This window comes from Methanolobus vulcani (assembly GCF_006546655.1).
Lineage (GTDB): Archaea > Halobacteriota > Methanosarcinia > Methanosarcinales > Methanosarcinaceae > Methanolobus > Methanolobus vulcani_A.
The window spans coordinates 119,828-142,445 of the sequence record NZ_VIAQ01000017.1; the positions used below are offsets into that span (position 1 = coordinate 119,828).

The window sequence follows — 22,618 nt, forward strand, 5'->3', positions numbered from 1 at the left end:
GCTAGCAGAGATGATTTGTTCATGAAAATAGCCGGATTAGATGAAGCTGGAAAGGGACCGGTAATAGGACCAATGTGCATTGGAGGAGTTATGATTGACGATGCAAAAGAAAGTACATTGAAGAACCTGGGAGTTGCAGATTCAAAGAAACTCAGTCCTAAAAAGAGAGTACATCTTGCAGGCCAGATAGAAAAGTATTCTGAAAAAGTTTTTGTTTTAGAGATAACAGCACAGCAGATTGATGAGCTCAGGACCCTTATGAGCATGAATGATATTATGGTGGTTGCATTCTCAAAAGTGCTTGAACAACTCCATCCTGAAACTGCTTATGCTGATGCTGCTGATGTAAAAGAGGAAAGATTTGGTGTCAGGCTTCTGGAAGAGTACAGGAAGAACAATCCTGAAAAAGCTGACAATCTAACGATTATTTCAAAGCATCAGGCAGATGCAAGCTATCCTATAGTCTCTGCTGCATCCATTGTTGCAAAGGTTCGCAGGGACCAGCTTATAGAAGATTTAAAAGCTGAACATGGAGTGGATTTTGGAAGCGGTTATCCTTCTGACCCTAAAACAAAGAAATTCCTTGCTGACTGGTATGGAGAATATGGAGATTTTCCGGATTATGTGAGACATTCCTGGAAGACTGCGGAGAATGTTATTAAAAATGCTGAAGCTGAAAATAATCAGGAATGAGGATAAAGAATAACTGACAATTGCCGAAAACGAGTTCTGCGGAAACTCTCAAAAGCATAGTCGATTTTTATGTGTAGTTGATGATAACTCCGGCAAATGGATTTGAATCGGATTCTTCGTAAAGTTTTAAGATAATATGTGTTACTAAATAATAGCAGCTTTAATAGTAGGCAATTAAAACGGTACTTAATGAAAATGAACCATGCAAACAATATATCGGAAAACTCCCTTAACAACAAAACCCTTTCAGACATATCCCGGCAATTCAACATTGACAAGAACTGCCTGATGGAGCTTCGGGGTCGTTCAAATCCTTTTGGCAGTCCATTTGAACATGGTGAACTATATATTGCCATACAAAACATCGATTCTCATAAGCAAACGCAAGAATGCTCTGCATCCGATTCACAGCTTGAATTCAAAAGAGCGGCAGTTTCCTTTGTAGATATGGTAATCAAGACTGAAAATATACTTCCTGTTATCGGAAAAAATCTATGGGGAAGGGTCGTTGAGACCTTACTGGATAAAGAAGAAAAGATATTAGTTCCTCACTCATGTTCTCCTGAATTCACGTACAATATAAATGAAAATCTCATAATGAATGATCATCAGGACAACGGATGCCTGAAAGATATACCGGAAAAATCCCTGGATAAAGCTGGAATTGTACTGATAGCCAATCCTGCTCATCTGAGCGGTGCTTTGCTGTGTTCTGACGATATAATATATCTTGCAGGGCGTTGCAGGGAAAAAGGAACTTTACTTTTTGTTGATGAAACATTGATAGAATTAACCGACCCGTACCAGAGCGTTGCATCAATTGTCCGGGAAAATGATAATGTCATTATCCAGCGTTCAATATCCAATACATTTGCTATTTCAGACCATGATGTGTCTTTTGCGATAGCTTCGGAAAAAATGATAGAGAAACTCAGCCACTCATCTGCAGAAAACGATACAGACATACTGCCGTTATCCATTGGAACTTCTTTGATGGAAATGCAGGGCGGAGGTAATAGCTCTTATCTGGAAGATTCCAGAAATTTTATCAAAGAACAGCGAAAATACCTTACAGACCTGTTCTCAAGCCGCGGTTACGTACCGGAAAAAAGCGATTCCAGCTATATCCTTGTCAAGCTGAACTTTTTAATGGGACTGGAAGAACTTACGCAAAGACTTGCATCACACGGAGTGTTGATACTGGATTGCCGCTCGTTCTACATCCCTGATGAAGATTATGCAAGAGTAGCAGTTACTACCAAAAGCAATGTTGATAATTTCGAGGAGATATTCGGCATCGTTCTTAGCGAATGGGCAAGAGACCTCGCTAAAGCAAAACTCGAAGAAACGCTGAATTCAGGTAAACTTATGGGAAGAAATACAGAATGCCCATATTACCCCTGTCACTTCCCCGGCCAGGACTGCACTTTCTGCTATTGCCCCTTCAACCCGTGCAAAAACGAGAAGACTGGAGGAGAATGGATCACCGGTTCAAAAGGAAGAAAAGGATGGAGCTGCATGAACTGTCGTATAGTCCACGAACCTGAAATTGCACAGGAGATTCTGGACGCACTTCTGGAAGATAATGATCTGGAAACAAACAAAAAAGCCGCCTGGAAAAATGTGATCGAATCACGTCTTTTGTGAGTATGGCAAGTTACTGCTGCATATTTAGGAGTCAGAAAACAAAATGGACGGATATAAATATGCAACTTGTTACTGTTTTTTATTCTATGCATGAATATGAAAATCATTTATTGAAGTGCAATTTTTGAAGATTTTTGTGATAAATAAGGATTTCTACAGAGCCAATATTGAAATTAAAGAAAAAAGAGTGGAATCAATTTTTGGAGATGAACTCCACCATTGATTCGAATATCCTGATACCGTCTTTTGAGCCGAGTATTTCTTCGGAAGCTCTTTCAGGGTGTGGCATCATGCCGAGTACATTCTTTTTGGTACTTACAATACCTGCAATGTTTTCCTGTGAGCCGTTAGGATTTGCCTCGTCTGTGACCTTGCCTTCCCTGTCAACATACCTGAATGCAACCTGACCGTTGTCTTCGAATTTTGAAAGGGTTGCTTCGTCTGCATAGAAATTACCTTCCATGTGAGCGATAGGAATACTGACCACTTCACCTTTCTTGAATTTTGATGTAAATGGTGTGTCAGTTGTTTCAACTCTTAGAAGTGTGGATTCACATTTAAATTTTGGATAGTTGTTGGTTGTAAGAGCTCCATCCAGCAGGCCGGATTCTGTGAGAATCTGGAAACCGTTGCATATACCTATAACAGGCTTGCCTGCTTCTGCAAGTGCTTTGATGGAAGCCATGACAGGAGTACGTGCTGCAATAGCACCGGCTCTTAGGTAGTCACCGTATGAGAAACCACCGGGAACAACTATTCCGTCAAAACGGGAAAGGTCTTCTTCCTTGTACCATACGAGTTCAGCGTCAACTCCGATTACATCTTTCAGGACATGCAACACGTCAAGGTCACAATTGCTGCCACCAAACTGTACAATACCTATACTCATTGCAGTTCCCTCAGGGAGATTTCATAATTATGGATGATCGGGTTTGCGATGAGCTTCTGGCACATCTGCTCAACTATCTCTCTGGCATCGTGGATATTCTCTGCCTGAAGATCAATTGTGTATTTCTTTGCTGTTTTTACACTGTCGGTCTCATATCCTAAGTGTTCAAGTGCCCTTTTGATCGTTGTGCCTTCAGGGTCAAGCATACCGCTTTTGAGTTCAATGGTTACATCTGCCTGGTATTGCATTTGGAATCCTCATTTGATGATGTATATTGATAATAATATAACAGTTAACTAGGCAATTAATAATAACGCCTTATATTATAAACTTTGCATTGGGACACCCTATTTCTAATTCCATAATACAAAAAAACAAAAAACAATAATGAAATACGAAATTCTAAAACAGAAAATCATGAAAGCTCTTTTTTTGCATAGAGCAAACGCTGGATCATTGTTATGTGAGTAAGGATAACTATCAGAACAATGGATTCCAAAAGATATCCGCTTAGGGAACCAGCCACAAGGATGATCATACGTTCCGGTCTTTCAGCAATACCGATATTCATTGAACCTACACCTGCACTTTCTGCCCTTGAACGCACGTAACTTACCATATATGATCCCATGATGGCAAAGACAACCCAGAACCATATTGGAACTGAGAACAAGCTGTTCTGCACAATAGTACCGGTAAATGATCCGTAAATAATCCCGGCAAAGACAATTGCGTCTGCATAACGATCACATACAGAATCCAGTACAGCCCCAAACACAGTCATCCTTCCTTTGGCACGTGCAACGGCACCGTCTATCATGTCAAAGAAACCGCTGAAAAGGATGAGTAAAGCTCCTGCCATCAGGTCACCGGTGGCAAAAACAACGGCTGCCCAGAAGCTAATCAGAAGACCAATTATGGTGAGCAAGTTTGGAGATAACGGTATCCATTTAACAAATGGTAATATTGAAGACCTGATCTTATCTTTGAGTTCACTGAACATTATATGCCTCTGTCCTGTAACTGTTGTAACTATTTAGAATCTCATTCTATTTCATCTGTTGCATTTTATGAAATAAAAGCCAACAGCGTAAATTGATAAACTCATAATAATGATGCTCATTAGACAATATAGTGTAGAAAAGATTAAATAGTAATTTGAGAAAGCAGCAATTGCAGTTATAGTTTCACAATTTAAGAATTAATTTGTGAAAATACCCAGGGTGTTATACCCTTCTGCTAAAAACAATTGAGGAAAATAAATGAAGACCGAACGTAAGATTCTGGTATGCGAGAATGGTAAGCTGGTACTTAGGAAAATATCACTTGCCTACACGGACTCTAACGGAGAGACCGCATATTTGTTCGAGCCTGAAAAGAAGGTAGAGAAACAAACAGAGAACTATTACGAACATATAGAGAACAATTTCCTGCTCATAGGTCTTCTCAGGAAAGTGGATATGTCAAAACTTAGCAACGAAGAAGTTGAGAATCTTATGCTCAGAAAGCATGAAAAGGAAGAGAATTTCCTCAGAGCCGGAAGAGCCCACGGATACAACCTTGGCCTTGACATGAATCCAGAGGATATTTTGAAATTCTACATCTCACTTACACCCGAAGAACGTGTTGCTCTGGAATGCAAACCCTGAACACGTCTTTTTTCCTTTCATTTTTAACTTCAATTCATTTATTCAAACGATCCTCTCTTTTTCATTTTTTTATTTCTTGTAGTGCTCTACTCAAAGCATTTATCAGACTTTAACACCTCCTTGAACTAAAAACAGGTCACCGATCAGAATATGTGCTCAATTACAGGCTTTTTTAACAATGACAATTCACTGAAACATGCACTGAGTTCCCTTGAGATCACAAAGAACAGAGGACTCGATGGTATTGGAATCTGCACCTCAGAGAAAATATTTCGTGCAGAAGATGTTGATTCACTTGGAATAGACTCTAAAACTGCAGAGAGAAATGTACTGGGACACAGACTTCATTCAATGGTGAACTACGTCCTGCAGCCACTTGCCTATAAAGGTAAAATGGTTGCCAACTGTGAGATATACAACTGGAAAGAGCTTGTTGAGAAATACGAGATCGAAGCTGAGAATGACACTGACCTGCTGATACAGTTAATTGAGAAGAAAGCCGGAGATTCCAGAAGCAACAACATGATGCAGCTAATAGATGAAGTGCTCCTGGAAGTCATTGGAGTCTATGCCATCGCATACTGGCTGGATGATACAGTTTACGTTGCAAGGGATATCGTTGGCCTGAAACCACTCTGGTACAGCAACTCCGATGGTTTTGCATTTTGTTCCGAGAAAAAAGCGCTTGCAAGAAACGGTTTTGCAGATATCAAGGAACTAAACCCAAGAGAGATACTGGCCTACAACATCAAAACCGGAAATCTGGAGAAATTCAACAGGGAATTCTTCTCCATTATACCGGAACACGAAGGCAGCATCGATGAACTTGAAAAAGTGATGCTTGAAAAACTTGAAGATGCGGTATCTATCCGAATGCCGGAAGAGAAATTCGGAATCCTTTTTTCAGGAGGACTTGATTCCACAATAATCGCCTGTCTGTGCAAACTGATGGGAAAAAAGCCAGGGATCGATTTTACATGCTACACCGCAGGTCTTGCAGGAGTACAGCTTCCACCGGATGTAGAATATGCAAAGAAGATGGCTGATGAACTCGGACTCGACCTGAAGATCAAAATCATAGACCTTGACGAAGTTGAAGAATATCTCAAAGACGTGGTTCCTCTTGTTGAAGATAGCAACGTTCCAAAAGTTGGTGTTGCTCTCACCATGTATGCAGCATGTGTGGCTGCAAGAGAAGACGGCATCAGGGTAATGTTCTCAGGCTCAGGAGCCGATGAGATCTTTGCAGGTTATGACCGTCACAAGCGTTCCACAGACATAAGCAGGGACTGCTATGCTGATGTTCTGAAAATCTACGAGAAAAACACATATCGTGACGATGTTGTCTCTATGAACAACAACATCGAACTGCGTGTTCCTTATCTTGACAAGAGGTTTGTGGATTATTGTCTGAAAATCCCACCTGAGTACAAAATTGATGAAGAACAGAACAAACTCATACTCCGCATGCTTGCAGAAAAAATTGGCATTCCTGCCGAGGTCAGCCAGCGCAGGAAACAGGCAGCTCAGTATGGAAGTCGCTTTGACAAAGCCATTGGTAAACTTGCAAAGAAAGCAAGATGCAAAACAAAGACAGACTACCTGAAGCAGTTCTACGGACAGCCAAACCTGAAACTTGGTGTGCTTTTCAGTTCAGGCAAGGACAGCAATTATGCAATGCATGTGATGCAGCAGCAGAATTATTCTATTGAATGTCTCATCACCATCAAAAGTCAGAACCTTGACTCATACATGTTCCACACACCTAATATTGACCTTGCACGCCTGCAGGCAGAAGCAATGGAACTTCCACTCATTGAAGAACTAACCAAGGGAGAAAAGGAAAAGGAACTGGATGACATGAAGAATGCCATCATCCGTGCAAAGGACGAGTTCGGTATTGAAGGAGTTATTACCGGAGCCCTTTACTCAAATTACCAGCGTGAAAGGATAGAAAGAGTTTGTGACGAACTCGGACTCAAAGCATTTTCACCCCTGTGGCACATTGACCAGGAGAAAGAGATGTACCAACTCCTCGATCTTGGATTTGAATTCATTTTCAGCAGTGTTGCTGCATATGGTCTTAACAAAAGCTGGGTTGGACGTATTATCACTGAGAAAGATATTGAAAAACTTGTCAAGCTCAATGAGAAGATAGGACTCAACGTTGCAGGCGAAGGCGGAGAGTTTGAAAGCTTTGTAACTGACGGACCGATGTATCACAAAAAAATAGAGATTAAGGAAATGGAAGTCATTGAAAGGGATGAGTACACTGCAAAAGTGGTAATCACCAATGCAGTGCTTGTGGATAAAGAGTGATGTAACCTCACATCTCCCTATTATCAATAACTCTCTTACTCTTCTTTTCACTACGTGGCAATGCTCCAATAGGAACACATTCAACATCAACGCTTACTCCGATGAAATCATGGAAAGCCTTATTCATCTGTTTTGATCTCTGTTTGTTGACCTCAGGATCGTCGGCATTCTCTATCTCAACCCTAAAGAGCATACTGTCCCTTCCGCCTTCTCTTTCAAGAACAATCTGGTATTCACTGCTCACACCTTCTACCCTCATGATGACATCCTCTATCTGTCCGGGGTAGACATTAACAGCCTTGATCTTTATGCGGTCATCAGTACGCCCAAGAATGCGGTCAATACGCGGGAAAGGACATCCGCACTTGCAGGGTTCCGGATATATGCGTGTCAGGTCCCTTGTCCTATAACGTATGAGCGGTGCACCTTCCTTTGTAAGTGTTGTGATTACTAGCTCACCGAGGGTTCCATCAGGTAGTGTTTCACCGGTTACAGGGTCTATTATCTCAAAGAGCAGGTGATCAGACCAGTAATGAAGACCATCATGCAGTGAACAATCAAGAGCAATTCCAGGTCCGTAGATCTCGGTCAGGCCAAAGATATCATATGTATCTATTCCCAGCTCGTCCTCAATACGTGCCCTCATCTTAGGACTCCAGCGCTCGGAACCTATAATACCTGTAGTCAGGTGGATCTTGTCCTTCAGTCCTCTTTTTGTGATCTCCTCTGCAAGCAGAAGTGCATAGGATGAAGTGCTCGCAAGAGCCGTGGATTTAAGATCCTGCATCATCTTGAGCTGCTTCTCGGTGTTTCCAGGACCCATAGGAACAGCCATTGCACCCAGAAGTTCAGCACCTGCCTGGAATCCGATTCCTGCAGTCCATAATCCATAACCAGGAGTTATCTGTATCCTGTCCGTATTTGTGAGACCTGCCATCTTATAACAGCGCATCATCATGTCAGCCCAGACCTCTACATCTCCTTTTGTGTAGGGAATAATTACCGGGCTTCCGGTTGTTCCTGAAGATGAGTGTATCCTTACGACTTCCTCATCCGGTACAGCCTGCAACCCCAGCGGATACGCATCCCTGAGTTCTTCTTTTGTAGTTAAAGGAAGCTTGCTGATATCTTCAAGAGATTTTATCTCGCTAATATCCACGCCAGCTTCTGCAAACTTTTTCTTATAAAATGGACTGCCTTCAGTTACTCTTTTCAGAAGGTCCATGAGACTGGCTGTTCTCTTTTCCACGGATGTATCATAATCACAGAGATTGCGGTAATTAGCATCATTATTCTCTTTATCTGTAAGCTTCTTGCTGTTATTATCATGACAGTTACACATTCAACTCACCCTGTGATCATTTATCCTCATTTGTTTCCTTGCCGGATTTTTCTGATATTCCTGAAACACTTTCAATGGCCTTATCAAAGACCCTGCGGTTAACTTCCCTGTACTTTTCAGGAATCATCTTCTCAAGCACACCCCACAGATATTCATCAGAGAATGGTAAAAGACCAGCACCAGCTGCTGCTGCTATCATGGCAACGTTAGCGGCCTTGTATGTCCCGGCACTCCTTGCAAGTCCAGTAAAATCTCCTGTAATGGTCTGCGGACAGCTTTCTTTCAGGAATTCCAGTATCTTTTCAGGGTCATATTCATCGCAATCCTGTGTTGAAGGCATAATGGCATGCTCATTAACGACCATATTACCATTTTTGCTGAGGAAAAGAATATTCCTTGCAGCCTCTGCTGGTTCAAGACCAATAAGCAGGTCGGCTTTTCCATGTGGTATTAATGAGCCGCATACATCATCACCTATTCTTACGTGACTGGTAACTGAACCTTCCCTCTGGGCCATTCCTATGGTCTCGGCGGTAGCAACATGGAAACCTGCATCTATGGCAGCAGTAGCAAGTAAACGGGAAGCCAGCACAACACCCTGACCACCTACACCTGCAATGATAATGTCGAATTTCATTGTAAGGCCTCCTTCAGCACAATAGCACCAGCCGGACAGATCTGTGCACACAGGCCACAGCCACTGCATGTGTCCTGAATTACCGGAATGCCTGGTGCAATTGAGAATATGGCAGGACAGCCAAGCTGGTTGATGCATAACTTACAGTTGGTACATTTGTCCTCATCTACAACATATTGACTGGTTCCTTTGCAAATAGCCACACATTTACCTTTGAAAACCACTGCGGATGGGCCTTCAAACTCCATCGCCTCAGTGGCTATATCCATGCAAGCCTGTAGGTCATCGGCTTCAATTGTCTTTACCATCCCGACCCCGCAGCTTTTAAGGACCTCTGCAATATCGATCATCTTTGCAGGGGAACCCATGGCTGTTAAACCTATACCGGGATGAGGCTGATGTCCTGTCATGGCTGTTGTGCGGTTGTCAAGCACTGCAATCGTTATGTCTGCGTTGTTATAGACAGCACTGACAACGGCAGCAATTCCCGAATGGAAGAATGTGGAATCACCTATGAAAGCCACCTGTTTTGCTTTCTTACCCTGCATGAACTCAGGAGTATGGGAAAGACCTGCTGCAATGCTTATTCCTGCACCCATGCAGAGACAGGTGTCCACCATGTTAAGAGGACGTGCATTTCCAAGAGTGTAACATCCGATATCACCCGAAAATACTGAATCAATTCCTGACTGCTTTTTCATTTTAGCAGCAGCTTTCTTGAAGGCATAGAATACTGTGCGGTGCATGCAGCCTGCACATAATGTAGGAGCACGAATTGGAAGAGATGGGATATCCTCTGGTTTCACGGCGGCAACTGAATGGGAAAGCCGGATACTCTGGCTACCTATGTTGTCAAGTGCACGATTGACGCTGTCCACAACAACATCAACATTATATTCTCCGCTTACAGGGAAAGAACCATTCTTCTTTCCATGAATATTGATATTAAGATGATATTTCCCTGCTATCTGCAGGAACTGCTCTTCCATATAAGGATCAAGTTCCTCCACAACTATCAGGTCAGTTAGACCTTCCATGAAATCGAGAGCTGCTTTTTCAGGGAAAGGATAAGCCGTACCTGCTTTGAAAAAGGAGAATACATCAGAATGCTCCTTTATTGCTTCTTTTGCATAAAGAGCGGAAACACCGGAAGCTGCAATTCCTATTTTGCTGCTTCCTTTTGTAATAGAATTGAAAGTATTATCATCAAAGTACTCTGAAAAACGGTCAGACATTTTGACTTGAAGCTCTTCCAGAAGAGGATGACGCTGGGCTGTCAGTTTTGGGAATATGATCCATCTGCTGTCTTTCACAAATCCTTCAATGTCTTTTGATACAGGCTCGATATCTTCTATAAGTACATCCTCGCATCCATGAGAAACTCTTGTTGTAGTTCTCAGAATTACAGGAGTTTCAAGCTCGTGTGAGAGCTTAAAGGCCAGTTTTGTCATGTCATAGGCTTCCTGCGGGGTTGAAGGATCAAGAACAGGAATGTTGGAAAAGTGACCGAATGCTCTTGTGTCCTGCTCGGTCTGGGATGAATGTGGTCCGGGGTCGTCGGAAACGAGAATTACAAGTGAGCCTTTGATGCCTATGTAGGAAAGACTCATGAGAGGATCGGAAGCTACATTCAGGCCGACCTGTTTCATTGTTACAATAGTGTTCGCACCGGAATATGCAGCACCAACTGCTGTTTCAAGTGCTACTTTCTCATTGGTCGCCCACTCGGCATAAATGCCATACTTTTTTGCATGTGAAATGATTGTTTCCATGACCTCACTGGATGGTGTGCCAGGATAGCCGCTTGCAATCTGAAGGCCAGCTTTCATGGCTCCAAAAGCAATGGCTTCGTTGCCCATTAGTATACGTTTACCGGTCAATGTCATTCCTCTTGAATGAAGATAATTAGAAGATTAGAAAATAGATTTACGAATAATCATATCTTGAATATGAATTGCCTAAATCACACATTAATGCTGACTATGCACTTGTTTGATGAAATATAAATGTTTTGACGGTGGATTTTGAAGTCCATAGAACTAAACAAAAGCTTGCAGGTTTATCCAAAAGAACACTTAAGAACGTGTAAATGGTTTGTGAATTTATATAGTAACTTGCATGTTTATAGGAATCCTGGAAAAAAAGGTTTCAACTTGTAATTTGCTAAAATTTAGGAATATGATAAAAAAATAAAATACTGAAAAGCAGCATTATTTGTTATTTTTAGTTCTGTGAAAATACGTCTTTTCAATTATAGAGATTACTGCAAGAGCAATCTTCAGTATGTTCAATATTAAGCTAAGATAATCTAATAGTTCTTTCATATTTCTCCATATTTACCAATACATCTTTTGAAATTTGGAAAAACTAGAACCAACATTGGCAAATATTACGTATTTTTTGCCAAATTCAGGCAAAAATATATGCAATAAATGCGTAAATAGGTTTGTAGTATAATGTTGGTAGTTGGTTCGTAGCTATTATGTCCAACTTCCTGCAAACACAAGGATGCATTTTATTGCAGGAATGCATCCTTTACTTTTAATGTAGGTTCTCTCCAATTAGGTGAAATACTCGTTGTATAACGCGATTATTACACACTATTCCGAAGTCTTGTGAACCAAATCTTTTTACAATTCAAGTTGGTTTTCTTAGTATATATATTACTTTTAACCGTATAGGTATAAAGTAAGGGCTATCGAAAAATAAAAGAATAATAACCATCCGAGCTGGTATAAATTGAATTTAACAAAAATGAACATAAGACTTAAAATATCAAAATGACTAAAAGTCATTAAAAAAGATGAAGAATGCCACCTTGAATAGATGGCAGATAGCTTAAATTCAACTTTTAAAGTGATCCGAGCATACAACAACAGATACACCTGATTGTGTAACGATCTTACACAGGTTCTCTATCATTTCAGAATATTCATCACTGTCAACTGGTTTCCCCTTACGGAGAGTTTCCTTCAGAAGATCATCATCCACATAAATGCAATGTGTACCATGCATGGAAAGACGGTCATACTTAGCCTTTGCTTCTTCTTTTTTGTCAGCAGGATAGGAAATGACCCTGATCTTTGCGGACTTGCAACTTTTATCAGGTGAAACCTGCTTGTATTTTGTAACCATGCCGGCAGCAGCAGTCTGATTTGTATGTGGATCAATAACTATGAATGAACCTGTTACCCTGTTCTTAGAATAGATATCTGCAAAAACCGGGCTCTTCAATTCAACCTTGACTTTACCGATGCTGTTCAGTCCCAGGGATTTCGATGATTTCATACTGATATCGTCAGGGTCAAACTCATGAATAACTTCTTCAAAATTGCCTTTTACCATGCTTGTTGTGTGTTTTATCAGATAATCCTTGCCAATCTCCATTGGAGTGTTATCCATCCAGACGATATTCGCCTCAAAGCTACCGGCAATAGCAGGAAGATCATCCACCTTTGCGATCATATCACCGCGACTTATGTCGATATCATCCTCAAGACAAAGAGTCACTGCCATCGGAGCAAAGGCATAATCGAGATATCCATCATACGTGACAATCCTTGAGACTTTGCTTGTCTTACCAGACGGAAGCACCCTTATCTTATCGCCTTTATGGACCACCCCTGAAGCTATTGTACCGCAATAGCCTCTGAAATCATCGCCTCCTCCCCAGTTCACATACTGGACAGGGAACCTGAAATCGTTCAGGTTACGCCCACCGGAGACGTTCACATTCTCCAGATAGTCAAGCAATGTGGAACCCTTATACCATGGCATGTTCTCGCTTCGCTCAATGACATTATCACCCTCAAGTGCGCTTATTGGAATATAGTAAACAGACTCATCCGCTAACTTATCAGCGAAAGCATTGAACTCACTTACGATACTCTCGAACACTTCCTGCGAATAGTCTACCAGATCCATCTTATTGACAGCAATTACAAAATTACGGATACCCAGCAGGGATGAGATGAATGAATGCCTTTTAGTCTGTGTGACAACTCCGTTTCTTGCATCAATGAGAATCAGAGCAAGTGATGCATTGGATGCACCTGTAGCCATGTTTCTTGTATATTGTTCATGACCCGGAGTGTCAGCAATAATGAAACGTCTCTTTGGAGTTGAGAAGAACCTGTAAGCAACATCTATAGTAATTCCCTGCTCTCTTTCCGATTTCAGACCGTCGGTGACCAGTGAATAATCTATTTCCTGGTTCCTGTGAGTTCTAGAGAAGGTTTTAATAGTGTGTAGTTGGTCCTCGAATATTGATTTTGAATCATATAACAATCTGCCAATGAGAGTGGATTTTCCGTCATCAACACTACCTGCAGTAGCAAAACGCAGCAGATCGATATTCTGGTTCTGTTCGATTAGAGACTCGGAACTCAAAAGTATCCCTCCCTTTTTTTTTGCTCCATTGAACTGTCCTGATCGTGATCGATCACCCTTGTAATACGTTCGGAATGGCGTGCTACCATCATCTCTTCAATGATCTTCTCCAGGGTGTCTGCCTCAGACCTCACTGCACCAGTACAATAATGGCACCCAAGTGTCCTGAAACGACACATGACATCCTTGACCTCGTCCTCATACTCATCCGTATAAACAGGAATAAGCTGACCATTCTTTTCAATGACAGGTCTTTCCTTCGCAAAGTAGAGAGGGACGATGTCGATATTCTCATGGTAGATGTAAGTCCAGATATCAAGCTCTGTCCAGTTTGAGAGAGGAAATACCCTTATGGATTCACCCGGGTCAATCTTTGAATTGAAGAGATTCCAGAGTTCAGGCTTCTGGTTCTTCGGGTTCCACTGGCCATGTTTGTCGCGGAAAGAATAAATCCTCTCTTTTGCCCTTGATTTCTCTTCATCTCTCCTTGCACCTCCGAATGCAGCATCGTAACCACCTTCTTTCAGTGCATCAAGAAGTGCTTTGGTCTTAAGCTCGGCACAGCACCTGACAGTTCCAACTGAAAGAGGATTCACTCCTCTTTTGAGGGCTTCCTCATTCCTGTGAATCCTCAGGTCAAGCCCGTTTTTCTTTGTATACGCATCCCTGAACTCGTACATTTCCGGGAACTTATATCCGGTATCTATATGCAATAACGGAAAAGGTACCTTTTTCGGATAAAATGCCTTGATCGCAAGATGGGTCATCACCGATGAATCCTTTCCCACGGAATACAGCATCACAGGGTTATCAAATTCCGCAGCTACTTCCCTGATGATACCAATACTCTCAGCTTCAAGTGTTTTTAGATTTGAAAGATGGTAAGATTCTTCCGTAGTTGTCATACAGCCCCTCCCTTAATTATTATAGGTAATTTCAGTGGCATTCGTAATTGTCCTTAGATATAATATCCCAGACTCTTCTATCAGTTCTGAGGAATTATATTTCCCGAATGCAGACCACATTCTTTCTTTGTAGCCTCTTCCCACCACCAGCGTCCCTCACGCTCATGCTGTCCCGGCAGGACAGGTCTGGTACATGGTTCACAACCAATACTGACGTATCCTTTCTTATGAAGCTCGTTGTGAGGGACATTGTTCTCCCTGATATAATCCCAGACCTGTTTTGAGCTCCAGTTTGCCAGAGGATTGAACTTTATTAGATTTCCATCTCCAAACACAGGATCCAACTCTATCACAGGGATATTTGCACGTGTATTAGGACTCTGATCCTTACGCTGGCCTGTTATCCACGCAGCCCTTATGCTCAGTGAACGCCTGAGAGGGTCCACCTTCCTGGCAGCACAACACTCACCATGACCGTCTTTGTAAAATGAGAACATACCCTTTTTCAGGACAAGTTCCTCGGTCTTTTCCCTGTTAGCGAAGAAGATCTCAAGCTGAATATTATAGTACTCTCTTACAACATCAAAAAACCTGTATGTTTCAGGATGCAGGCGACCAGTATCCAGAGAGAAGACACTAACATCAGGCATTATCTTTGAAGCCATATCGATAAGCACAACGTCCTCGGCACCACTGAATGCAATGGTAATATCCTTTCCAAACCTATTAAGGGCGTACTTGAGTATCTCCTGTGGAGAACTGTCTTTGTACTCATCAGCTAGCTTCTCAAGTTCTGTTCTTTCTGGCATAGTTGAATTCTCATGTGATGTTGAATGAAAATATAAGGTCATTTTGTATGAGTATAAGTATAATATAGAAAGGAACCGCATCACAGATATATGCTACCGCTCACCTTAATTGCCGTGAATTCCGCACAAAGTAATCAAAACCTTTTTAAAATATTGCTATTTTGTATTGCGCATTAAAGCACATTTTAGTTCATTGAAGGAGGAGAATAATACTTGGTGTTGATACACAACATTTTAACTGGAGTTTACTTCAAACCCCATTATATGGCTGAAAGGAGGATTAACTGATGCCATTACCTTATCTTTACTTGATAGTTTCAGTTATTGTTATGCTTGGAATAACTTTCTTTTTCGTATTGAGGCAGGACCATGATTAACCATATACTTCTGGTTTTGTATGTTATCGGAATTCTGCTGTTATCCATTAAACTCAAACAGGGAACCTTTTCAGGATTCGTTATCTCGGATAGGAATATAACCCACCCTGCTGTCATCGGTATAGCATACATGGCAGCATATTTCAGTGCAGCCTCGTTCCTTGGAGGCGGTGGATACGGACTTGTTGCCGGACTTCCCTGGGTAATATGGGCTGTGTTCTTCCACGTTGCTTTTGCATGTATAGCCTTCCTTGTTGCACCAAAAATATGGGCAGCTTCACAGCAGTACGATGCAAAGACAGTACCACAGCTTCTTGAACGCCGCTATGACTCACAGAAAGGAAAGGTGCTCCTTGCAGCTATAATGCTCTTGATGTATACCGTTTATCTGGTTGCTATCTTTAAAGGATGTGCAAATCTTTTCCAGGGACTTCTTGGAGTGACCTATGTCCAAGGACTGATAATAGCTGTAATCATTGTTGCACTGTATTATGTGATCGGTGGACTGCCAGCCATTCTCTGGATCAGTTTCCTTCAGGGACTCATCATGCTTGTTGGTGCCGTGTTCCTTTACGGCGGACTTATTTCAAGTGGCGGCGGTGCTGATATCTGGAGCACTATCCCTGCGGATATACTGAATATGGGTGGTTCTATGGTACCATGGCAGAAAACGTTTGGAACTGCCTTTGCAATAAGTCTTGGACTGCTGGCACTGCCTGACCTGCTTATCATGCTGTTCTCAGCAAAGGATAAGAGAGTTGTACGTTTTGCAGGAATCTACGGACCGATTTCCATTACAATCTACGCTCTTTGTATTTTCTCACTGGGAATACTGGCATACGGTGCTTTCACTCAGGAACAGCTTGCACCTTATATCGCAAACCCTGACGGACTGGTGCCATTCCTTGCAACAGAACTACTTCCTACAGGATTTGACAGTATCGTGTTGCTTGCAGCCATTTCAGCCGCAATGTCCACAATGAGTGCTATTGTACTTGTTACAACAACATCTCTTACTTCAGACATATTGAAGTACTTCAAACCTGAAACAACAGACGATAAGATTCTCAAGATCACAAGGATAGTCGGAGTCGTAATCATTATTGTCTCGGCTTTCTTTGCAATTGATGTTCCACAACTCATTGTGCCTCTGGTTTCCGTAAGTATGGGCGTAATAGCATGCTGTGTTTTCGTACCACTGTTCTTCGGTCTTTACTGGAAACGTGGTACATCAACTGGATTTATCGCCAGCCTTGTAGCAAGTTTCGGCTCTGTTGTCCTGTGGCAGCTTTTTGGTAACCCGCTTATACACCCGGTTTTCATTGGACTGATATGTGGAACCGTGGCTTACATTGGCGGCAGTCTTGCAAGTCCGGCACCAGCAGCCATAACAGACAATTAATAGACGAATTTAGAAAAAACAATTTGAAACGCTGCGGAGAATTACTCCGCAATGTCCTATTTTATACATTATTGCAGTAGCCTGAAAGCGTATCATAAAAACCGTTTTAACTCTTTAAATCTATGAAATTATCAGGTGTTCTGATTTGAAGAATGTAATAAGCAAAAGTTTCGAGATTAAGGACTATATGCTTGATAATACTGTAATGAATGGTTTCTGGATGAATCTCATTGACAGGGAAAAACTGACCACTGAAGTTGTGTATTCTCCATCCGAAACTGCATCTTTCAATGTAGATGAAACTGAAAGACTTGTCACAAAAATTACAAAGAAATGCGATCATTTCAAATCCCAGCTTCCTGAGAACGTAAATTGTGAAGTAGTTTTCAAGGACTTTGAAGATATGAAGTATTCAGCAAATGATGACGAGATTCAGTTTGATTCAAAAGAACTGGATGAAATCAGAGTAATCTACCGTTTCTGCGTCGGATACCATATCTGACATTGTAATTTGATTTTAAAAAAGTAATTAAAAGGGCAAGATTGCCCTTTCTTGTGTTCTTAGTTATTATTTCTGTTTTCTGCTCACAAGAATTGCAAGTGAAACAAACACAATTCCTGCAATTGCAGTGAATCCAGGTGTGCCAGATGCTTCTTCCTCTGCAGGTTCCTCTACTTCTTCAACCACTGATGTTGATGCAGGAACCTGCTCAGAGGTTGGAGTAATTTCATCTCCCACAACTTCAAAGATTGAGAATCCGGGAGTTTCAGCATAGAAGTAGATGTATCCATTTTCTTCTCTTTCCTGATAAGTTGGCAGATCGTTCCACTGCTCACCATGATACCTACTCATACGGATGGTGGACACATCAATGTTGTTCTCTTCTATCCATTCACGGCTAACTTTGAAGCGAATCTGAATGTTGTCGGCACTGTTCGAGGAAATTGTACCTTCACTTCCAACATCAATGCTCATCATCTGGTAAGAGTTACCTGATGAAGTTGGAAGTCCTTCTGGAGAACTGGAAAGTACCTGAACCTTGGCAACTACAAGACCTTCATCGTTCTTGGCATCAAAGCTTACACCAAGTACTGGAGTTCCACTGTCAGATAAATCATAATTAACTTCCGAACCTCCTGTGACACGCTTTACAGATGTGGCAGAGCTTGATACTATCTTAGGATCCTGTCCCTGACTTACTGATGCACGAACTCCATCGTCATCATCGGAACTTTCTTCTGTTGAAGGTGCAGCACTCACATTAATGTAATACAACTGGGTGCTGATATTACTACCAGCTACATTTGTAGCATTCAGTGTAACATTGTAGCTGCCTGCAGCGGTATAACTATGTGTTTGATTCTGGGAACTAGAATTGCTTCCGTCACCAAAGTCCCAAAGCCATGATGTTGGTGTGTTTGTGGACTGATCAGTAAAGGTTACAGACAATGGAGCAGTACCCGAAGTTACATCTGCTGTGAAGTTGGCAACCGGAGTAATATACACAGTAATGTAGGAGGTCTTTGTTGTAACATCACTGCCAGCAGGGTTTGTTGCATTCAAACTGACATTATAGGTTCCGGCTAATGCATAGGTGTGTATCGGACTTTGGGAAGTAGAATTGCTTCCATCACCGAAATCCCAAGACCAGTTGCTTGGTATGTTGATTGAAAGATCGGTGAAGTTTACAGTTAACGGAGCTGCACCCTCAGTTACGTTGGTACTGAAATTGGAAACAGGAACTGCATAAGCAGTTATGTAAGAGAGCTGAGTGCTGACATTGCTGCCACCTGCTTTTGTTACATTCAAACTGACGTTATAAGTTCCTGCTGATGTGTAGATGTGTATTGGGCTTTGATCTGTTGAAGTATTACCGTCACCGAAATCCCAAAACCAGTTTGTTGGTGTATTCGTTGAGAGATCCGTGAAATTCACAGATAATGGAATTACACCTTCTGTCACATTTGCACTGAAGTTAGCAACAGGTGGTTCTGTAGCTGTTGTAAATGTTTGATTTACACAATAAGCTCCTGCAGCATTATTGTTATCCCAAGTCCTAACTTTCCAATAGTAAGTGGTATTCCAATCTAAAGCTGAACCTGCGTAAGAAATATCGGTTGAGGAATTGCTTTCAACCTTATCACTATCCCACATGTCACTTGCACCTTCAGTAGTACCAACAAGGATCTGATAAGCACCCTGTGAATCACCACTGTCATTATCTGAGAAAGTCCAGCTAAATTCAGGTGTTAAATCCGTTATGTTTGTGGCATTTATCTCCCCTTCACAAAGTGCTGAGGTTGGTGCATATGGAATGGTATTTGATACAAAAGACTCACCTTCTATAAATACTACAGCATCAACTGCATGATCACCTTTATCAGCTATAGCAAATTTCATGTGATTAAGAGTATTTGCTTCCACTGTTGTACTGGCATGCAATATTATACTGAACCCATTAAAACAGTTGTTAAGAGGACCAGCTTCATAGTATGGACCCGTTCCTATATTGACAACACTTACCGGATTCCCATCTGGTAGAAGTGCAATATTTTCTCCGTTGACAAAAAGCCCGAAAGCATCATCCCAATCACTGCTAAAGTCCTCTTCAGAACCGAAACGATAAGTAAATGCAATACCACTTTTTTCAGGCACAAAATCAAATTCAAGCACAATAGCATCGTATGTCTCCGCCCCTATAAGAGTAGTTAGATTTGCATCTCCCGGCTGACCTGTATTCGTATTCGCATTTACAGATATGTCTTCAGCAACATCTGAAACAACACCACAACTCATTACAACACCTGAATCAAAACCAAGATCACCGCCGTTAATAAAACTGCCAATTGATTCATTTATACCTGTAACTGTGATATTAGATACCGTTACACTGCTGTTTTCGCCAAGTAATGTGTTTACAAGATCCGATGCAGCTATGTTGCTTGACAAATTTGTCACTTCTATTGTATATACTGCTCCAGCGTCCCCTATTCCTAAAAAAAGTAACAAAAGAACCGTGCCCAGAACCAGATACTTCATATTAGAGTCTCCTGCAAAAGGTTCTGATTTATGGTTATATCGAATAAAGTCTGTACATTTAACTGATAATTTAGTATGGAATGTAATTTCATAATATGCAAATAAACATCCAAAATATCTTCTCCATAGTTGTTATAGAATAAAATGATATGTTAACATTATCAGTCCATAATTATATATATTTCTTTTTATATGGACGAGAGTATTATAACCGGGTCAGTTATCAAATCTTAAAAACCTGATTTTGCATAATTAACGAGTAAATAGCAAAAGAATATTTTTAAAAAATAGTAACAACTGTACTAAAAAAAGATGTTATAATAAAATTGACCCTATTCTAAATATCAATAAATAGAATAATAGATCGTTTTACGATCCTTTATATTTTAGTTATGACTCCTCTAATGAATCAAAAGAGATTTATTCCAAGCACACTCTCAGCCAGCAGCACCGAAACATCCTTTATCTTCATTTCCTCGTCCCTGGACTTGCAGGCTCCTGACATGTGATGCACACAGAAAGGACAATATGAAGCAAGCATGTCAGCCTTATCCTTATAACTCTGCACCGTCAGCATGGCGATGTCATTTGCAATATCCGGGAAGTTTGGTTTAAGACCGGCAGGTCCTCCGCAGCATACCTGTTTGCCGTCAAAGAGTTCATTGGTCCTCACACCCATGCTTTCAAGGATAATTCGTGGGACATCCTTTGAATCTCTCATAGGACAGGCATCCCTGACAGCAACAGTAAGGTCAAGCTTCTCTGGTTTTAGCGTACCATCTGCTATCATATCCTTAAACACATTAAGGGAATGCTCAACCTCAAAATTCAGTTCACGGTAGAGCTTAGGATACTCTTTACCAAGTACCATATAACAACCAGGACATGAAGCTATAACCTTCTTCACTCCCAGTGACTCAATGTAATCCACAAACTTCTTTGCATGCTCAGCAGCCTGCTCAAAATGACCACTATCAATGAGGAAAAGTCCGCAGCATTTCTCCTCCTTCAGTATCATTGGTCTTATTCCTGCATGATTGAGCAGGCGAATAGTAGCTCTGGCAACTTCCTGCTGGCTGTATGATACCCAGCAGCCTGCCATGTAAGCAATCTCGGAACTTTCAGCAAGGTCAAGGTCATCAGTTATCCAGTCAAACCTCTTTGAAGGATCCTTGGCTCCCGGACTGTTGTGCTCAACGATGTTATTTGAGATGGCTGTGGTCTTTGCAGGCTCCCTTCCCTGTTTCGCCAGCAGTTCCCTCTCATACTGGATGATATCGGTTATTGGGATATTTACCGGGCAAACATCATCACATGCACCGCAGCGTGATGAAAGATAGATGTTGTCGTACTCTTCCTGCGTAAGTTCTTCACCTGCAACTACCTTTGCCAGAGACTCGATCTTGCCCTGCGGAGTGTAAATATTACCTTCTGTAACCTTATTCACAGGACATACATCCCAGCATTTCTTACAGTCAATACAGTTACTTACCTCAAGTTCGAATTTTTGCATCATTTCACCTTTAAATACCATTCATATGCCAGTAATCTTTCTCTCTGTTCTCATCTGCCGGTGCTTTTAGCTCCTCCGGATAAGGGTACAGGAATCTGTCATTATATGATTCTTCGACAAGAGCCCTGAAAGAGAACATCCTCAAAACTTCAATTACAGCATCCCAGCTAATCCTGTTATCGGCATAACGTCCCAGCATTTTCTCAAAGAAAGAACTCTCATTATTGTCTTTGTCACCAGAAATTAAGAACATCTTCCTTGCAGCTTCAATTTTCAGATATTCAGAACCCGGTTTTCGAAGAGTTTCTTTCAAAAGTGAACCATACTCTTCAAATACCTGACCTGATTTCCCGGCACCTCCAAGCAGCCCGGACATCTTATCAAACAACGCCGGGTTGTAAGACATGAAAAGAAAACGATTTTTCCTGTGAAAATCCATTAACCTATCAGTTGAAGCCTGATCCTTTATCTGCCTGAAATCTGCAAAGGCATAGAGACCTGTCAGGAAATGATGCCTGATGCGTGGGTTAAGCAGTCGTTCACTTTCCTCTATGGGATATCCACGATACCGGTCGATAACATGACCTGCAAAAAAGCCTGCAGACCTTTCGACAACGGGAGACATTTCAGCCTTAGAATATACCTTCACATTTCCAAGACCCATGCTCGGGGAAAGCCCCTTAAAAATAAAACCGTCAACTTCTCCCAGACCATCGAGGAACTTTTCAGCAAAAGAATTCATTTTCTCAGTAAGATCAAGACCTGATTTTGGCTGGATTAGTCTGTATTCATCATTGATTTTGATGATCCGTAAGGATTCTCTGGGAACACCAAGACCGATTTCAACTTCCGGACAGACTGTTTTGATATCTGCAAATGGCATCAGATCACGAACAATGGGGGAACTTACCTTCTGTCCATTAAATCTTACCTTATCAAACTCGAGACATCTACTTACCAGAAGCACCGGTCTTGGAAACTCTTCCATGTTAATAACATAGTAACTG

General features: G+C 41.5%; 18 protein-coding genes. 6 read left to right on the plus strand and 12 right to left on the minus strand.

Annotated features, from left to right (window positions below):
• Positions 1–21: 21 nt before the first annotated feature.
• Positions 22–693: a ribonuclease HII gene (rnhB, locus tag FKV42_RS11050; RefSeq protein WP_154810291.1), complete on the plus strand. Its 672-nt coding sequence runs from the start codon at positions 22–24 to the stop codon at positions 691–693.
• A 189-nt stretch (positions 694–882) separates the two neighbouring features.
• Positions 883–2,340, plus strand: a complete 1,458-nt coding sequence (locus FKV42_RS11055) for an aminotransferase class I/II-fold pyridoxal phosphate-dependent enzyme (RefSeq protein ID WP_154810292.1) — start codon at positions 883–885, stop codon at positions 2,338–2,340.
• Positions 2,341–2,533: 193 nt separating this feature from the next.
• On the opposite strand, the gene purQ is transcribed toward FKV42_RS11055, so the two are convergent.
• The 3 genes from purQ to FKV42_RS11070 all read right to left on the minus strand — a co-directional run bounded on the left by purQ (position 2,534) and on the right by FKV42_RS11070 (position 4,232).
• Entirely contained in the window at positions 2,534–3,229 is a 696-nt protein-coding gene (gene purQ / locus FKV42_RS11060; RefSeq protein WP_154810293.1) for a phosphoribosylformylglycinamidine synthase subunit PurQ, read from the minus strand.
• Complete coding sequence (purS, locus tag FKV42_RS11065; protein WP_154810294.1) at positions 3,226–3,477, minus strand: phosphoribosylformylglycinamidine synthase subunit PurS; 252 nt, start codon at positions 3,475–3,477, stop codon at positions 3,226–3,228. The genes purQ and purS overlap by 4 nt, the downstream gene beginning before the upstream one ends.
• Positions 3,478–3,644: 167 nt before the next feature.
• Entirely contained in the window at positions 3,645–4,232 is a 588-nt protein-coding gene (locus FKV42_RS11070) for a CDP-alcohol phosphatidyltransferase family protein (protein ID WP_154810295.1), read from the minus strand.
• Between the two features lie 259 nt (positions 4,233–4,491).
• On the opposite strand from FKV42_RS11070, the gene FKV42_RS11075 reads away from it, so the two are divergent.
• Together FKV42_RS11075 and FKV42_RS11080 are read left to right on the plus strand one after the other, a co-directional pair.
• Positions 4,492–4,878 carry a hypothetical protein gene (locus FKV42_RS11075; RefSeq protein ID WP_154810296.1) on the plus strand — a complete coding sequence of 129 codons (387 nt, stop codon included), beginning with the start codon at positions 4,492–4,494 and terminating at the stop codon, positions 4,876–4,878.
• Between the two features lie 150 nt (positions 4,879–5,028).
• Positions 5,029–7,197 (plus strand): diphthine--ammonia ligase, encoded by a 2,169-nt coding sequence (locus FKV42_RS11080; RefSeq protein ID WP_154810297.1) that lies wholly within the window; start codon positions 5,029–5,031, stop codon positions 7,195–7,197.
• Positions 7,198–7,204: 7 nt separating this feature from the next.
• On the opposite strand, the gene FKV42_RS11085 is transcribed toward FKV42_RS11080, so the two are convergent.
• The 6 genes from FKV42_RS11085 to FKV42_RS11110 all read right to left on the minus strand — a co-directional run bounded on the left by FKV42_RS11085 (position 7,205) and on the right by FKV42_RS11110 (position 15,360).
• Positions 7,205–8,539, minus strand: a complete 1,335-nt coding sequence (locus tag FKV42_RS11085) for a phenylacetate--CoA ligase family protein (protein WP_154810298.1) — start codon at positions 8,537–8,539, stop codon at positions 7,205–7,207.
• A gap of 16 nt (positions 8,540–8,555) precedes the next feature.
• Positions 8,556–9,176, minus strand: coding sequence for an indolepyruvate oxidoreductase subunit beta (locus FKV42_RS11090; RefSeq protein WP_154810299.1), 621 nt, complete (start codon positions 9,174–9,176; stop codon positions 8,556–8,558).
• Positions 9,173–11,062: an indolepyruvate ferredoxin oxidoreductase subunit alpha gene (gene iorA, locus FKV42_RS11095; RefSeq protein ID WP_230375658.1), complete on the minus strand. Its 1,890-nt coding sequence runs from the start codon at positions 11,060–11,062 to the stop codon at positions 9,173–9,175. Before iorA ends, FKV42_RS11090 begins: the two co-directional genes overlap by 4 nt.
• A 958-nt stretch (positions 11,063–12,020) precedes the next feature.
• On the minus strand, positions 12,021–13,565 hold the full coding sequence (gene cysN / locus FKV42_RS11100; protein ID WP_196214120.1) for a sulfate adenylyltransferase subunit CysN: 1,545 nt from the start codon (positions 13,563–13,565) through the stop codon (positions 12,021–12,023).
• The gene (cysD, locus tag FKV42_RS11105) at positions 13,562–14,470 is read right to left on the minus strand and encodes a sulfate adenylyltransferase subunit CysD (protein WP_154810302.1); all 909 of its coding nucleotides are present in this window, start codon (positions 14,468–14,470) and stop codon (positions 13,562–13,564) included. The genes cysN and cysD overlap by 4 nt, the downstream gene beginning before the upstream one ends.
• An 80-nt stretch (positions 14,471–14,550) precedes the next feature.
• Complete coding sequence (locus FKV42_RS11110) at positions 14,551–15,360, minus strand: phosphoadenylyl-sulfate reductase (protein ID WP_328287526.1); 810 nt, start codon at positions 15,358–15,360, stop codon at positions 14,551–14,553.
• A 288-nt stretch (positions 15,361–15,648) separates the two neighbouring features.
• On the opposite strand from FKV42_RS11110, the gene FKV42_RS11115 reads away from it, so the two are divergent.
• A complete protein-coding gene (locus tag FKV42_RS11115) occupies positions 15,649–17,058 on the plus strand; it encodes a sodium:solute symporter family protein (protein WP_154810304.1) in 1,410 nt (469 codons plus the stop codon).
• A 145-nt stretch (positions 17,059–17,203) separates the two neighbouring features.
• Positions 17,204–17,560 (plus strand): hypothetical protein, encoded by a 357-nt coding sequence (locus FKV42_RS11120; protein ID WP_154810305.1) that lies wholly within the window; start codon positions 17,204–17,206, stop codon positions 17,558–17,560.
• Between the two features lie 66 nt (positions 17,561–17,626).
• Here FKV42_RS11120 and FKV42_RS11125 read toward each other — a convergent pair whose 3' ends face one another.
• From FKV42_RS11125 to FKV42_RS11135, 3 genes are all read right to left on the minus strand, one after another.
• A complete protein-coding gene (locus FKV42_RS11125) occupies positions 17,627–20,098 on the minus strand; it encodes a PKD domain-containing protein (RefSeq protein ID WP_154810306.1) in 2,472 nt (823 codons plus the stop codon).
• Between the two features lie 409 nt (positions 20,099–20,507).
• Complete coding sequence (locus tag FKV42_RS11130; protein ID WP_230375660.1) at positions 20,508–21,614, minus strand: (Fe-S)-binding protein; 1,107 nt, start codon at positions 21,612–21,614, stop codon at positions 20,508–20,510.
• A gap of 7 nt (positions 21,615–21,621) precedes the next feature.
• Positions 21,622–22,599 (minus strand): YbgA family protein, encoded by a 978-nt coding sequence (locus FKV42_RS11135; protein WP_154810307.1) that lies wholly within the window; start codon positions 22,597–22,599, stop codon positions 21,622–21,624.
• Between the last annotated feature and the right edge of the window lie 19 nt (positions 22,600–22,618).